The organism is Gottfriedia sp. NPDC057991, assembly GCF_042886615.1.
Lineage (GTDB): Bacteria > Bacillota > Bacilli > Bacillales > Bacillaceae_G > Gottfriedia.
In genome coordinates this window covers 1,090,108-1,105,919 of sequence record NZ_JBHVQN010000001.1, presented here as the reverse complement: position 1 = coordinate 1,105,919, position 15,812 = coordinate 1,090,108, and the positions used below count along the sequence as shown (strand labels likewise).

The following is a 15,812-nucleotide window of genomic DNA, read 5'->3' as shown; positions in this document are numbered from 1 at the left end:
TAGCGTCAATACAGTCAATATAATTTATTATAAATTTTCAAAAAACTTCAAACATAGCGCTTATTCGTTAAATATTTTAATAAAAAAAGTTACAAAGGAGTGATAAAGTTGTACGTTATAAAAACGGAAAGTATCAAACTGTATTATGACCGGTTAGGTACTGGGGTACCTCTCGTACTAATTCATGGTCTTGGAGAAGTTAAAGAAAGTTGGTTTAAACAATATGAACTAGCGAATGAATTCGATTTAATTATTCCTGATTTGCGAGGCCATGGAGAAAATGATTTAACTGAAGGGATATCAATTAAGAATTTCGCAAAAGATGTACTTGATTTAATGGATGAGTTAGGAATTGAAAGTGCGCATATATTAGGCTTATCGATGGGTGGGATTGTTGCACAAGAGATGTACCGCCAAGCACCTGCAAGATGTCGCTCTTTAATTCTAGTTAGTACATTTCATTTTGCTCCAAGATTACTAGGATTATGGTTTATTCAATATAAAGAGCTTCGTTCAAAAATTTTCACTTCACAACAGTTAAAAGAGATGACAGCAAGAACGTGCCTTTTTTCATGGGAAAAAGAGTCATTACAACAATTTAAACAATATTACCGCCCAAATCCAGAAGGTTATGACAGGTCAATGAGAGCCTGTTTTAAGGTCGATAATAGAGAATTGTTACCTAATATAAAGGTACCAACACTAATTATTGGTGGTCAGTATGATCCGATTACTCCAGTATGGCTTCAATTAATAATGCATAATAGTATTCCTAATTCAAAATTAATTATTTTCAAAAATACTGGCCATGTATCCAAAATGGAAGCTGCAGAAAAATTTAATCAAACCATTCGTTCTTTTTTAAATAAACAAGTACCTGTTAAGATTTAAAATTAATTTCTAACAAATTAGATCAACCTATTTCAGCTTTCTTTTAGCTGATAAAGTTTTTATAAACACCTAAAAAATAACCTTTATACGTATTGCATCTAATTGTACTATTCTAAAAAAAGCCTCCATATAGTTTAACAAAAACGGGAGGCTACCAATATGTACGAAAATTGGCTGGATACATTATCATCTAATGATTTATTTCTGACCTTTCTATCAATATTAATTGGTGCAATAGGTGGTTATGCCAATATATTATTAGCAAATGAGGGCTACATTAGAAGTTATCGATTTAAAGATTCTGATGGTAGAGAAAGATATTCACTAGGTTCTAAACGAGAAATAATTCTTGGAGCTATGGCAGGTTGTATATCGTACCTTATTGCTGTTCTTACGACAGATGATCAAACTCCTGTATCTATTATCATTTATGCTTTTATTTGTGGAGTTAGCGGCGGCGCTTATTTAGAAAGATTGGTTGATAAAAACGTTAATAACAAAATCATTGATTTTAGTTCAACGCTTGAAGAAATGGAGAAAGAGAAAAATGAGAACAAAAAGACAAGTGCCCCCTCGAACAACAAAGGAAATATGTATCAAACAGATACTAGTGTTGTCGATGGAATAGAACAAAATAATGAAGTTGACAGCACGAATGATGCTTCAAATGAAGAAGTTGATTTTCATTATAATATTTTAATGAAAAGGTTAAAATGTGCAAGAAGTACCAGGGAAGCTGAAAAATATTTTAATGAATTAGTTAGCTTGATCAATAACAGATAAATTTTTAAAATTGCCTAAAAAAAAGTTCAGTTCGATCTTTTCGAAGATGGTAAACTGAACTTTTTATTTTAACTTTGAGATTCTCAAAAAGTAATAACCTAATGTGGCAGATTTCTAGAGGGAATCGTTTCATAGAATGATAATTGATGCATTAGATCCATTCTATTTTAATAGTGGCAATTTCCTTACTTCGAGTAGTATCATAACTTGAATCCATATTACTACTAAACCATATTTTATTAATAAATACCTTTAAAAATTGATTACATATTTCAGGATCTATTCTTTCTAAATCGTCCAGAGTGTCAATTATCTTCTCTATTTTTTGACGATCATCGTTTTTATTTCTTAAATTCTCTATTTGAGTCTGATAGAGTTCAATTTGCTCGTTCATCTGATTCATTTGAACGATTAGTTCATTTTTTAATTCCTCATATTCTTTTTTAGTAATTTCATCATCCATTCTCATTTCTCTAACGTTATTTTGTCTTTTTTTAATTTTATCCTTCTGTTTGATTAACGAAACGAGTTCAGTCGTAAATCTTTCTTCTAGTTCGATTGTTTTCTGAGAATCTAGCATCTTTAACCCGTGCTCTAGCTCTGATTTTTTTTCTTTAATGCTCTTTATAACAAATTCTTCAATTAATTGATATTTATAGCCACGATCTTTACATTGATTGTTTGATATTTTATATGAACATGATTTTATAAAATCAATATTTGAACGATCTTTTTGAATATATCGCTTCCGCCCACAGCAATTACAGTATATTAAATTTTGTAACCTACGAATTGCTTTTCGGTTTTGAAAATAAACATTTTTATTATTTTCTAATATGGCTTGAACGGCGAAAAATTGCTCCTTTGTTATGATTGCCTCATGCGCATTTTCAATAAAAACTTCATCAATAATTTTATGATGAATACGTCTTCTAGCCTGTATGACTCCATAATATACAGGATTCGTACGTATTTGGCTAATATGTGATGTAGTAAGTATTTTACCTTGCCTACTCCTCCAATTTAACCTATTTAATTGCCGTGCTATTTCATTAACGGAAACTCGTTCTAACGATTTATCAAATATTAGTCGAATGATTTTCGCTTCGTCTTCAATTATTTCTAATTTTTTTTCCGAATTTTTACGATATCCAAGTGGGGTCTTGTTACTCATTACCCATTTTCCTTGCTCCGCTGCTGCTAATCTACCTCTTGATAACCGCTTCTTTATCTGTTTATATTCAAAATTAGCCAATACTGCCTGGAATGAAAATAACATTTCATTCGTTTCCTGGGATAAATCTATTTTACCTTGTGGGGTTAGTATTTTAATATCATTTAAGATTAATACTTGCTTGATTTGTTCCGCATGAGCATTATCACGTGAAAGACGATCTATATCCATAATAATTAAATAATCAAATTCATGTATTTTCTTAAGCAATAAATTTAATTGTTCTCGCTCTGTATTGACACCGCTCGAAATTTCCTGATAAATGATATATTTTAAACTATGTTGATTGGCAAGCTTGATCAAAGCATTTTTATGATTAAGTAAAACTTCTTCGACTTCTTTTTGTTCTTCGTTTCTTGATAGCCTAAGATAAATAGCTGCTAACATAAAATCACCTTAGTAATATGCATTTTACTTAAGTGATGAATCCCCAATAAAAATAGAAAGTTTATATTTGTTATCTTACCGACAGTACCATATAACGTTATCACGACAATATCATCTACGTTATATTTGGGTTGTTTTTTCTTCGTCATACTACTTACCTCCTTCTCCATACGTCGTGACTAATTCGTTTTTACTGTATTCTATGCAACCAATAGATAATTGTCTGTCATTTTCAGAGTAAATAAAAAAAGGGATTAGCCTATTTTATAGGTGAGATCTTAATAGCTAGTTTCAAAAATGGTAGTATCAATAAATAAAGAGGATATTATTAAAGGAGGTTTCAATAAAAAAAAGATGCAACTTAGTTAACCTAAGTCACATCTTATTGATCTTCTAAATATAAATTCCATGCTTCGTCAAAAACGCTCATCGATTGATGAAATGTTCCATCAAACTCTAAATACGAGCTAATTTCGTCATAGCTTGAAGAATGTTTTGGAAATGAGTGATCATTAAAAAGATGATCTGCCAATATTCCAATTTCGTTAGGAATTTTATAGTTTCTATGTTTCATCATATAATGGTAAAATGACTTTCTCATGATTCTCCCTCAGTTTTATTATTTATTTTGTCTCTTTTTCTAAAAATATTATTACTTTTTGAATATGCTTTATACAATAACAGAGTTATTTTATATTTTAAAAATACTCGTTCTATGACGAGAAGTCAAAATAATTTCTTTTTAATAATCTCGGTTGCTTCATTAATTCATCAAATGTGACTGAAACCGGCAGTAATTTTGTTGAAATGAGAAATAACTGATCTTCTATCGATTTGACCATATCTTCCTTTTGATAGGTAAATTTACACTGATCACAATGAAATGATGGTACTCCTGTAATTGTGATTGCTCGGGAGCCATCCGGTAATTCCCAATGTACAACTGCTTTTGTTTCCTGTACGTTCTCCTCACCGCACCAATCACATTTTAATGTATTATTCATCTTTCTTTACACTTCCATCCATTTTTTGAATTTGTGATTGAAACTTTTTCTCCTTTAGTTCATCCCGTTTTTCGCGTTTATTTTTTAATGAACTATGTGTTGGATCAGTTTGATATAGTTCTCTCTTTTTCATTCTTTCTAAATCTGAAGGAATAAGACTTTGCACCTGATCACTTATGATACTAGCAATACCAACCTTAGCTGCCTTATTTAAATAATCAGGGTAAACTAGTGAAAAATAATCTTCAGCCGTATCCTCTTTATAATTTTCAGGCTCTGGATAAGATGTGATGACACCCTCAAAATTCCTTAGTACTGTTTTTTTACTACTTTGTGAGACGATATAGTTTGGTTGAAGTGAGATTTTGCCTCCTCCGCCTGGTGCATCAACTACAAATGTAGGTACTGCATAACCTGATGTATGCCCACGTAACCCTTCAATAATCTCCAATCCTTTTGCAACTGGTGCCCTAAAATGACCAATTCCTTCTGATAAATCACATTGATAAATATAATATGGTCTGACTCTTATTTTTACTAAGTCATGCATTAACTTTTTCATAATCGGTACGCTGTCATTAATCCCTGTTAAAATAACTGACTGGTTCCCAACTGGAACGCCAGCATTTGCAAGCATTTCGCATGCTTTTTTTGCTTCTTCTGTTACTTCAATACTCGTATTAAAATGTGTATTTAACCAAACTGGATGATATTTTTTTAATATTTCACATAAGTTTTCAGTAATTCTTTGAGGGAATACTACAGGGGCTCTCGTGCCAATTCTAATAATTTCCACATGATCGATTGCTCTTAAATTTTTTAAAATATATTCCAAAATATTGTCATTAATTAATAATCCGTCTCCACCTGAAATCAGTACGTCTCTTACTTCTTCATTTTCACGTATATATGCAATTGCTTCATCTAATTGTTTTTTCGGTACTCCCATACCAATTTGCCCTGAAAATCGACGTCTTGTACAGTAGCGACAATACATTGAGCATTGATTTGTGACTAAAAAAAGCACTCGATCTGGATATCGATGAGTTAATCCAGGAACTGGACTATCATCATCCTCTCCTAGTGGATCTTCCGAATCATATTTTGTTTTATTTAATTCTTTACTAATTGGTACAGATTGCATTCTAATAGGACAGCGTGAATCGGTTGGATTCATTAAGGAAGCATAGTATGGAGTAATATTTAATGGAATTGTTTTAGTTGATATCCTTACCCCTTCTTCTTCATCCTTCGTTAAATCGATCACTTGTTTCAAGTCATCCAATGTTCTGACTGTATTTGTTAATTGCCATAGCCAATCGTTCCATTGTTCATCCGTAACATCTTTCCATAGAGGAATATCTTTCCAATGTCTTTGAGGTTTATAAAGCTGATTTTTCATTTATGGTCCTCCTTGTTTAATAGGACAATTTAATTTACTAAATTAAGTAAAAATTTCTAGTTATATACCTACTTCTTTATATGCAAAAATTAAAAAGTTGGTGAAAAGACTAAGAATTTAAAACGGTATTAATACCTTGTAAAAATGAAATAAACCGACTAACTTAATGTTAGTCGGTTTCTGTGGCTGACGCTCAATAGTTTTTAGACAGTTACAAAAGTTGCACCGATGATAATTAATAAAATAAACAATACAACGATTAACGCAAATCCTCCGCCGCATCCCCCGCCACAACCGTGGCCTCCGCCGTAGTATGGTGAATATCCTCCCATATAGATTGCCTCCTTCACTTACTTATTTGAAATCACAATAAAGTATATGTTAGGTTCACAATCCTTGTTACATAGGCATCTGTCTATATTTTAGGTGAAATTAAATAGATTTTTGGATATAAACTTTATCTTATAGAGCTAAACATAAGGGCGTATGAATGAATAAACAATTTGCGAAATTCAACTTTAAGAAAAAAAAAAAGTCTTGAGAAAACTTCTCTCAAGACTCTTTAACTTAATACATTAGTGATAATATAAATGTCCAAATACAAACAAATGCTAACAATCCAAAACTATATTTTAAAGTCATCTTTGTTAATGTCGATTCATTACCTGTTTCACCTACTGCAGCTGTTGCGATTGCAATTGACTGAGGTGAAACTAGTTTTGCTATTACCCCACCTGCAGTATTTGATGATACTAATAACGAAGGATTTGTACCTAAAATATTACCAGCTGAAACTTGAATTGGTGCAAATAAAGTATTGTTATTAACGACAGAACCAGTCATAAATACCCCGATCCATCCTAAAATTGGAGATAAAAACGGAAATGCGCCTCCAGTATGGGCAACTGCTTGACTTAAAGCATTTGTTAATCCTCCATAAGTCATTAATTTTGCGATACTAATAATTGCACAAATCATAATAATCGGTATCCAAAATTCTGAGATTGTTTTTATAAGTAGTGATAAACCTTTACTAACATTAATTGATTTAGAAGAGAAAATTGTAACTAATCCTGCTAATAATATTGCAGTACCTGTTGCTCCGATTAGATCAATGCTGACATTTATCGTTGAACCTGGAACAACGAATTTTATTACAGTAGAAGCTAGAGCTCCTCCAACAGCGAATAAACCTTTAAATGATTTTAAGCTCCAAATTAATACGAAAATTGTTAGTAAATAGAATGGGGACCAAGCTTTAATCACATCAGCCATTGAATAAGATTCAATTTTAAACTCTTTCCCATTTAGTAAGAAAATATTTTTAGGTTGCCATTTTTTAAGAAATAATGCTAAAACACCCATTGTTAATAATGAAGGAATAATATCTGCTAACTCTGGACCTAAAAAGATTGTCATGATTGCTTGAGAAACTGTATACGTAATAGACGTTACTAAAATTGCTGGTAAAATTTCTTTAATTCCTTTAAATCCATCGATTAACCAAATTAATAGAAATGGAATCGTAAAATTAATAATCGGTAAAGTTAGTGCTGTCATGATTGAAACTTTCATTGAAGTTACACCATGTAATCCAAATGTATCAATAATTCCCACAGGTATTCCAATTGCTCCAAACGCACCAGATGCACCATTTGCAATTAAGCAAAGCATAGCTGCTTGTAATGGTTTAAAACCGACTGAAACTAATAACACCGCACAAATAGCAATCGGTACGCCAAAACCTGCTGCCCCTTCAAGAAATGCGTTAAAACAAAATCCAATCAATAAAAACTGGATCCGCTGATCACTCGAAATACCAACAATACTACTACGTAAAATATCAAACTTCCCAGATTCTACTGTTATTTTGTATAACCACACAGCCATTACAATGATATAACCAATTGGCCATAACCCTTGAATAGTACCTTGGATAACACTTCCAATCGATTCACCAATTGGTAATTTAAAGATTGAAAGTACGATTATAAACGTAATTCCTAGGTTTAATAAAGCAGCATAAATACCTTTCATTTTTAATACTGTTAAGCATAAAAGAAATAAAAGAATGGGTACAGCCGCAACTAGTGCTGAAATTGCGAGATTATCAAATGGATTAAAACTATCTACTAACATTTGGTTGACTCCCTTTGTTTAGGTTCTTAGATTTAACCTATAAAATCTAGCATCCAACCTAATTATTTTGTTAAATTACTTCACAAACTTCATTATTATTAATATAGCCTTATTAAATAATTAATATTTATTTCAAACGCCTAATTTATTGTGAAACAATTCACATATATAGGTAAAAAAATAAATCTTTATACATAATTTATTCGTTTTTATTTGTGAAGAAATTAACAAAGTAAATTTTATACTATGTATTATTTCTTAACAATGAACAATTATTTCTATTTATGGGAAAATACGGTATATTTCCATTTTCCTTATTTGTTATGTATTTTCAAAATATTAGAGGGGAAATATAAACTAAATTACATAAATAGACCATCAATCATATAGAAGGAGTAATAGAGTCATGTCGAAGTTCTTGCGAATATGCCTTCTTTCTTTTCTTGTTTTCTTTCTAACCAGTTGTCAAATTAGACCATCAAATCACGACCAAAGCCAATCAAATCCACTAAGTGAACAAAAAATGAGCTTTAAAAATAAACTTTTAAAAAACTCATTATTTTTTCTCGTTATAGGAGTTGATTCTCGGGGCGAAAAAAACTCACGATCAGATAGTATTGCAGTAGTTCAATATAATGTTGAGGACCGCACTTTAAAAGTTGCCTCAATACTAAGGGATTCATATGTTAAAATTAAAGGTTATAAGTATGGTTATGGAAAAATTAATCAGGCTTATTATTTAGGTGGAGAAAAACTATTAAAAGAAACAATTTATAATAATCTCGGTATTCCAATTGACCATACGGTTATAATTGATTTTAAAGGTTTTGTTGGGATTGTAGATACACTTGTTCCAGAAGGGATAACAGTTAATGTTAGTCAAGCAATCATTAATGATATGAACTTAAAAATGAAACCTGGAAATAATAAGCTACACGGTGAACAGCTCTTAAAATATGTACGTTTTAGACATGATCAAGATAATGATTTTGGAAGAGTTCAACGCCAGCAAGAAGTATTGTTAAAAGTCCTAAGTGCCGTTAAAGAAAAGTTAAATACTTTTGGAGGAATCGCTAGGGTACCTCTTTTATTAGACGAAACAACAAAATATGTTTCAACTGACTTAAAATTAGATGAAATACTTTCGCTTGCTTCTTTTGCATTTTCTCAACCAATTGAAAAAATTGATCGCTTAAGTATTCCTGTAGATGCTGGTTTTACAAATGAAACGGTTGAACATTCAGGAGCAGTACTAAAATTAAATTTTTCTAAGAACAGACAAACAATAAAGCAATTTTTTAAAGCTCCTGCGCCAGTGATAAATAGTAAAAATAGTAATAAAAAGTTGAAAAATAAATGATGTATTGAACTTCAAAAAAAAGAGAAGGCTGAAATCCTTCTCTTTTTTGTTTATTTTTTATTAGTGAATTATTGATTAAAAGAAATGACTTTATATGTATCAGATGAATATTCTAAGATTGTAATACTAGCGTTTTTTATTTCTAATTCGATATTAAATTCCTCTGAAAACTTTTTTACAATATTGCGAATCGTATTTCCATGAGTGACAATTAATACATTCTCATCGGTTTTATTATTTTCGATAATTAATTCATTTAGCCCTTTTTCAATTCGATTCCATAGCTCGGAGTAACTCTCGGCATGATGGTATGGATCAGACTCTTTGATAAAATTTGTAATATCTTCTAGGGACCGATTTCTTAATAGTTCTCTAAAAGAAGAATAACCGTGATCAGTTGCAACTTTACCTAAGGCTACTGCTGAGAATTCTCCTTCAAAGCTCCCAAAAAAGGACTCTCGGAAGGCTTTTGTTTTTCTAATTACAGGAATTTCGAAACTGTTCTGCTGTAAAATTAGTTCTGCGGTTTCAACGGTTCTACCAGAATCGCTAGTATATACCCGGTCAAACAGGATATCTGATAATCTATTTCCACATTCAACCGCAACTAGTTTTCCTTCTTCTGTTAATGGACTGTCGGCCCATCCTTGCATTCTTTTATAACGATTTAAATAAGTTTCACCATGTCTAATTAAATATAAATGAATTCTATTTTTCATCTAATCACCCACAATGCGAATTTTAAATTCTAGTTAAATATTGATCCTTATTTGCCAAAACCTTACCTAAATAAATCCCACTAGCCGCTGCTTGAGATAATGAGTGGGTAACTCCAGAGCAATCTCCAATTACAAATAATCCATCTAAACTCGTTTGGAAGTTTGAATTTGTTTCGATAATCGGTGAGTAAAACTTTCCATCCATACCGTAAAGAAGTGTATCCTCATCAATTGTCTCTCCAATAAATTCTTCCAACTGTTTCAAAAATCCTTGTAAAATATTCAAATATAAATTAGGAACTTCATTTTTAAGGTCGCCGTAATCAGCATCTAATGTTGGTTTTATACTGTTTTTTTCCATTTTCGCAATAGTTGTAGGCTGACCGCTAAGTAAATCACCTAATCGTTGAACGACGATGCGATCTGTACCATTATTTATTTTTCCAATAATTTTATTAGCGTAAAGATTTGCTTCTTTTAGTGATGGAAAATATTTAGGAGTGAATAAAGTAAAATTTAAATTAGTTGTTCCTGATCCTTTTTCCCTAAAATTTTGTCCATCAGGCATCACTAATCCTTCTTGAAACTTTCGAACGATTCTACCTTTTGGATTCATACAATATGTAGTTGAAATCAATTCATCATATTCAAAAGCAAGTTTCGTTTCAAATGTATCTTGTAAAATTGAACGAAGCTGTTGTTCTTTCATTTCGACTCTAATCCCTAAATCTAAACGAGTTCTACCTTGTTTAACTCCAAGTGAAGTACACTGATTATTTAACCATTCTGTTCCGGATCTACCTGTTGCAAATACGATGTTTTTAGATTCGAATTTTCCTAAGTTAGTATCCAAATAGAATAGATTATTCTCCTTTTTAATATCTAGAATATCAACTTCAAAGCGAATATCTATCCTACTAGATAATTCGTTATATAGTCTGTTGAATATTTCTGTTGAAAGACGCGTACCGAGATGCCTAACTTCAGTAGTTAACATATGTAACTTGTAATCCTCAGCTTTTTTAGCCAAATTTTCATTTACAGTCGAATATTTTTCTACAGAACTTCCACCATAAAGGCATAATAGATCGTCAACCTCTTTCATTAATTGTTCAAGATTAACTCTACCTACCTTTTGAGCTAATTCTCCCCCAAAATCACATGAATAGTTAAATTTCCCTTCTGATTTACCAAGTCCTGCAAAGCCATAATATTTACCACAAACGTCGCAATTACATATTCCGCCTTTGTCTATAGCACAGGCCCTTTCCTCTAAAGACTTTCCTTTTTCAAGTATTAATACTTTTTGATTTGATTGTAATAATGTATATGCTAAAAAAATGCTACTTACACCTGATCCGATAATTGTAATATCATACATCTTTTTTCACCTTCTTGATTTTTTCACTTATTCTAATTGTACAATAGTTACTATCCTTAAGTGAAATCCACAAATTTTATTTGATAGAAATTATTTATAGAAAAAAAAAAAAACACGCCTTAATTAGCGTGTTCAAGAATTTTTATTCTTATCCTTTTCTTTAAACTCTAAAATGGCGATCACAAACATACCAAAGCTAATCATCAGTGATAAAACTTCGAAAGTAATAATAGAAACCGCCTCCTTACTTTTAAGCCTTCCCGGAACCAAGATTGTCCTATACATTCAACCATTTTTTATTTTTTTATTATTTTAATTTTTGAAATTCCCTTGAAGAATGCTAATTAGTAAAAGAAAAAGTGGAATTATGAATTGAACAAGAAATGCATAAAAAGGAAATGCTACGATTTCATAGTGGCTAATTTCGACCGTGCTAGGTAATGACCAAAAACAAAATTCAACAATTAGAATCCCTACTGGCCATACTACTGGACGGTAATCGGATAGATTCAATAACTGAGCAGTTGCTAGTACTGAAGCATAATAAAATATTGAAATTTTCACAAATGTCCCTAATATCCAAACAGCCATAAATATAGCCTCTAAATGTTCAAAAAAATTAGCAATACTTATGTATCTAGCAACATTCATCAATGGATATACCTTATAGTCAGTCGATGTTCCAAGTACTGCATATGTCGATATATTTACAATTACTAAAGTGATCATTACCGCAAATACAGTTAACATCCCCGATTTTAGTCCTTTTTTGGAATCTCTTAAAAATGGAAGAAGAAAAATGATTAAAAAAAATTCCGTATACCAGCCTTGGAGAACTACTGCTCCTTTTATAGAAGGCATAAATCCATCTTCCATAATAGGGAATATATTTTTGTAGTTGAAATCTGGAATTAATAATATCAATAATAAAATAAGTGTAATGAGAAATATAGGCAAAAATAATTCGGCGACTCTTCCTACTAATTCAATACCTCCTCGGATAGCAAATGCACAGACAAGAATCATAGATCCTGTGATGACAATGACTGGTGTATGAGGAAGAAAAGAGTCCACCACAAACTCTCCATAGCTTCTTGTAATTAAACCTGTTGTAGGAATATAAAAAAATAAAAATAGTAATCCTATTAGTTTTCCAATGTACCGTCCTAAGATTTGTTGGCTAAATTGGATTACGGTTTGATTTGGATATCGTTTTGATAGTTGATATGCTATAAAAACTGTTAAAAATCCGATTGAACTAGACCAAATAGGTGATAACCATAAATCCTGTTTAGCGTAATGAGCTGTAAAGCTTGGTAACATGAGAATAGCTGTAGCTATAATTGTTGGATAGATCATGAATGCCAATTGCAGAGATGAAATTTTGCCATTCTCCATTGTCGATCTCCTTCCAATGATGTTATGTATTTTCTTATAGCTTTAAAAAAGTATCTTTACAGTTACATATATTTTTCTAAAGGTTTAAAAATGGCTTCAACCCAAGTGATTGGTCCATCCATTTGTTGTAGATTAAACAAAGAAAAAATCCATCCTATAAAAAGTAACAAAATAAAACCAATCTTGTCTTTTTTAGGAGATTGTTTCATTCTTGTCCATTCAAAAAAGAAAATTAGAGATACAACTACAGCTGTACCAATAAAAGCACCCCACTTCATTCTTTTCTAACCTCTTTCTCAGGTATTACTCCTGGTTTATTTATATAACCTTGTCTGCGAATGTTGGCATCGACGTCAATTTTCACTTTTACTGTTGGAAATTTTTCATCCCAGTGATTTTCGACTTTTTTCCACTCGTTCGGATACTTTCTATGATATTCATCTGCAAAACCTATAATATCTGCCTTCAAATTATGTTGTGTTTTCTGAAGAGATTTTCCGATCCCTTCTTTGATTTTATCTTGAAAAACTTTTTCAAGTTTCTTTTTAAATAATGCATTTGAATAATCTAAATTCGTTCCGTTTTGCGCGATTGCTCCTTCTGCTTTTACCTTTACGATCATTTTCCATTCATTGTGTTTAATTTCTGGAATTAGTTTCGTATGAAGTAAAACTGGATATAATGACACATTTCCATTCATATTAATAGATTCTAAAGTGACAGTAAATTCTTTCTGTTCATTCCTTAGCAATAATACTCCTCTTGTTTCTCTTTCTGTAAGCTGACCAATCATTTTATCCTTTTTAAAAACTGTGGTGCCAATAATGACTGGTAGTTTATTTGATTGTTTTTTTTCATCATCCTGGGGCATTGTTATCAAATCAAGCAACGGAATTGCAGCTGTCTTTGCTATTCCTGTTGACATCTCTTCAAAAGACTGCAAAGTAATAGGCATAGAAAAACGGAATTCGGAAAGTCCCAATATCGTTTTTGCTGAATATCGCTCTAAAGGAGTTGACACCTCGAGTATTTTCTTTGGATCTCCTTTACTTACAAATAAATAGGCTCTTTCCCTTGGCTGAGGATGCCGGAGTAAAAAATCCATCTGCTCTTCAACCCCTATTTTTGCTAATTGTTCACTAAAAATATATACTTCGCATTGCCCCCAAAATATTTTTCGCGGTAATTTAGATTGGAGTTTTGAGATTGCATCGGCAATATTTTTTCCTTTTTGAGATCTAACAAATGTAAGCGCTCCTTGCTGACCACCTCCTGCTTGTCCATTACCAGAGCTTAAATCTTTCGGTATAATTACTTGAATTGAAAGTTCAATTGTATTCTCATCTATTTGATCAATTGCAGCGGCAGTGACGATCGCTAAATCATTAATTTCTAATCGATCCCAGCAACCACTTAACATTAGAATCATTCCACATAAGGGTATCAAATAGAGCAAACGTTTCATTGTATGTTTTTTCTTTCGTCTTACCTTAGAATTTTTCACTCTTTTTCTTTTCCTTTGTCTAAATTTGGTGATTGTCCTTCAGATTGACGATATAAATTGGCCTTACCTGTCAGTTGAGGACGAGTATCCATCATCCAAAATGGTGCTCTCCATAAAACATCCTTAATTTCTTTGGCTTTTAAAGGTGCAAGTGGAGATAAATATGGAACCCCAAATGAACGTAAGCTACATAAATGAATTACAATCACGATGATTCCCAACACAATTCCAACTAGCCCTAATGAACCAGCGAGCAGTATCATAGGAAAGCGAAGTAAACGAATTGCAATCCCTGCAATGTAACGAGGCAACATAAATGAAGCGATTCCAGTAATCGCCACTACAATGACCATGGGTGATGAAACTAATCCTGCCTGGACAGCGGCTTGACCAATAACTAGTGCACCCACGATACTTACAGCTGCTCCTATCTGTTTAGGCAATCGAACCCCTGCTTCTCGAAGTGCTTCAAACGAAACTTCCATGATCAGAACCTCAACGATGGATGGAAAAGGGATTGGTTCTCTAGAGGCAGCCATACTAAGTAACAAATTAGTTGGTACCATTTCTTGATGGAAAGTCATAATCGCAACATAAAATGAAGGAAGCAAAAGTGAAATTCCAAGAAATAAATAACGTAACCAACGAATAGCGGAACTAACAATAAACCGTTGATAATAATCCTCATGAGATTGAATCAGCGAAAAAAATGAAATAGGAGCTATTAAACAAAATGGCGTTCCTTCAACTAAAATGGCTACCCTTCCCTCAAGTAAATTAGAGCAAACTACGTCAGGACGCTCTGTAGACAGAATCTGCGGAAAAGGAGAAAAAGGGTTATCTTCAATCATTTCTTCTATATATTCACTTTCCAGAATTCCATCCACTTCAATGCCACTTAATCGATTGCTGATCTCATCGATTAGCGTTTGATTTGCAATCCCTTCAATATAGGCAATTATTATTGTCGTATTCGTATATCTCCCAATTTTCATCGATTTCATTTTAAGAGAAGGACTTTTAATAATGCGTCGTAGTTGAGATTTACTAATTTCTAAAGATTCATTAAATCCCTCCCTTGGACCTTTAATTCCTACCTCTGCTGTTGGTTCTTCAATTGATCGTTTTTCCCACTTAGCAAGACCTAAAGAAAAACCTACACTTCCCCCTTCAAATAGAAGAATAGGGTTTCCCGATGAAATCGACTCAATACACTCCTGAAATGAATGTACTTTTTTCACTTTAGAAACTGGTATGTTTTCCTCAAAAAAATCATTTATCGCTCGATTTCCGCTTGATGTTTTTTCCATAAGTGGTATTAAAACAAAATTTTCGATTCCTTCTTTATCTGATAAACCTTCGATATAAATAACCATAGCTTTTGTATTTCCAAATAGTAAGAATGGCCGAAAAATTACGTCAGAGCAATTCTCATAAATTAAATGAAGTGTTTCAACATTTTGACCGTAACTATCAGTAAGGGGATCATGCTGGTCGATTTTTTCGTCATTGATTTTTGACTTGAACCTTTGAAGCAATTTATACTTATTACGAATCAATTAAGTCTCCCCCATTATGTAAACGTATTCCTTTTACTATAATTTTCTAAT

At 32.1% G+C, this 15,812-nt stretch carries 16 protein-coding genes; 3 read left to right on the top strand and 13 right to left on the bottom strand.

Features of this window, described 5'->3' with window-relative positions; all coding sequences use genetic code 11:
* Window positions 1-108 precede the first annotated feature (108 nt).
* The gene (locus ACFVR2_RS05610) at window positions 109-891 is read left to right on the top strand and encodes an alpha/beta fold hydrolase (RefSeq protein ID WP_387359624.1); all 783 of its coding nucleotides are present in this window, start codon (window positions 109-111) and stop codon (window positions 889-891) included.
* Between the two features lie 159 nt (window positions 892-1,050).
* Window positions 1,051-1,674 (top strand): hypothetical protein, encoded by a 624-nt coding sequence (locus tag ACFVR2_RS05605; protein WP_387359621.1) that lies wholly within the window; start codon window positions 1,051-1,053, stop codon window positions 1,672-1,674.
* A 151-nt stretch (window positions 1,675-1,825) separates the two neighbouring features.
* On the opposite strand, the gene ACFVR2_RS05600 is transcribed toward ACFVR2_RS05605, so the two are convergent.
* The 6 genes from ACFVR2_RS05600 to ACFVR2_RS05575 form a co-directional block, all read right to left on the bottom strand.
* A complete protein-coding gene (locus ACFVR2_RS05600) occupies window positions 1,826-3,295 on the bottom strand; it encodes a recombinase family protein (protein WP_387359619.1) in 1,470 nt (489 codons plus the stop codon).
* A gap of 382 nt (window positions 3,296-3,677) precedes the next feature.
* On the bottom strand, window positions 3,678-3,896 hold the full coding sequence (locus ACFVR2_RS05595; RefSeq protein ID WP_025671848.1) for a YozE family protein: 219 nt from the start codon (window positions 3,894-3,896) through the stop codon (window positions 3,678-3,680).
* 112 nt (window positions 3,897-4,008) lie between these two features.
* Window positions 4,009-4,299 carry a YokU family protein gene (locus tag ACFVR2_RS05590; protein ID WP_098234086.1) on the bottom strand — a complete coding sequence of 97 codons (291 nt, stop codon included), beginning with the start codon at window positions 4,297-4,299 and terminating at the stop codon, window positions 4,009-4,011.
* Entirely contained in the window at window positions 4,292-5,701 is a 1,410-nt protein-coding gene (kamA, locus tag ACFVR2_RS05585; protein WP_387359617.1) for a lysine 2,3-aminomutase, read from the bottom strand. The genes ACFVR2_RS05590 and kamA overlap by 8 nt, the downstream gene beginning before the upstream one ends.
* Before the next feature lie 203 nt (window positions 5,702-5,904).
* Window positions 5,905-6,033, bottom strand: a complete 129-nt coding sequence (locus ACFVR2_RS05580) for a YjcZ family sporulation protein (protein WP_387359614.1) — start codon at window positions 6,031-6,033, stop codon at window positions 5,905-5,907.
* Between the two features lie 235 nt (window positions 6,034-6,268).
* Complete coding sequence (locus tag ACFVR2_RS05575; RefSeq protein WP_387359612.1) at window positions 6,269-7,840, bottom strand: L-lactate permease; 1,572 nt, start codon at window positions 7,838-7,840, stop codon at window positions 6,269-6,271.
* 523 nt (window positions 7,841-8,363) lie between these two features.
* On the opposite strand from ACFVR2_RS05575, the gene ACFVR2_RS05570 reads away from it, so the two are divergent.
* The gene (locus tag ACFVR2_RS05570) at window positions 8,364-9,200 is read left to right on the top strand and encodes an LCP family protein (RefSeq protein ID WP_387359609.1); all 837 of its coding nucleotides are present in this window, start codon (window positions 8,364-8,366) and stop codon (window positions 9,198-9,200) included.
* A gap of 68 nt (window positions 9,201-9,268) precedes the next feature.
* Here the strand turns inward: ACFVR2_RS05570 and ACFVR2_RS05565 are convergent, their stop codons facing one another.
* The 7 genes from ACFVR2_RS05565 to ACFVR2_RS05535 all read right to left on the bottom strand — a co-directional run bounded on the left by ACFVR2_RS05565 (window position 9,269) and on the right by ACFVR2_RS05535 (window position 15,761).
* Window positions 9,269-9,919: a histidine phosphatase family protein gene (locus tag ACFVR2_RS05565; protein ID WP_387359606.1), complete on the bottom strand. Its 651-nt coding sequence runs from the start codon at window positions 9,917-9,919 to the stop codon at window positions 9,269-9,271.
* A gap of 22 nt (window positions 9,920-9,941) precedes the next feature.
* A complete protein-coding gene (locus ACFVR2_RS05560; RefSeq protein WP_387359604.1) occupies window positions 9,942-11,300 on the bottom strand; it encodes an NAD(P)/FAD-dependent oxidoreductase in 1,359 nt (452 codons plus the stop codon).
* 132 nt (window positions 11,301-11,432) lie between these two features.
* Entirely contained in the window at window positions 11,433-11,585 is a 153-nt protein-coding gene (locus tag ACFVR2_RS05555; protein WP_387359602.1) for a putative holin-like toxin, read from the bottom strand.
* A gap of 27 nt (window positions 11,586-11,612) precedes the next feature.
* On the bottom strand, window positions 11,613-12,698 hold the full coding sequence (locus ACFVR2_RS05550) for a GerAB/ArcD/ProY family transporter (protein ID WP_387359600.1): 1,086 nt from the start codon (window positions 12,696-12,698) through the stop codon (window positions 11,613-11,615).
* A gap of 62 nt (window positions 12,699-12,760) precedes the next feature.
* A complete protein-coding gene (locus tag ACFVR2_RS05545) occupies window positions 12,761-12,976 on the bottom strand; it encodes a hypothetical protein (RefSeq protein ID WP_387359598.1) in 216 nt (71 codons plus the stop codon).
* Window positions 12,973-14,202 carry a Ger(x)C family spore germination protein gene (locus tag ACFVR2_RS05540; RefSeq protein ID WP_387359596.1) on the bottom strand — a complete coding sequence of 410 codons (1,230 nt, stop codon included), beginning with the start codon at window positions 14,200-14,202 and terminating at the stop codon, window positions 12,973-12,975. The genes ACFVR2_RS05545 and ACFVR2_RS05540 overlap by 4 nt, the downstream gene beginning before the upstream one ends.
* Entirely contained in the window at window positions 14,199-15,761 is a 1,563-nt protein-coding gene (locus ACFVR2_RS05535) for a spore germination protein (protein ID WP_387359594.1), read from the bottom strand. Before ACFVR2_RS05535 ends, ACFVR2_RS05540 begins: the two co-directional genes overlap by 4 nt.
* Between the last annotated feature and the right edge of the window lie 51 nt (window positions 15,762-15,812).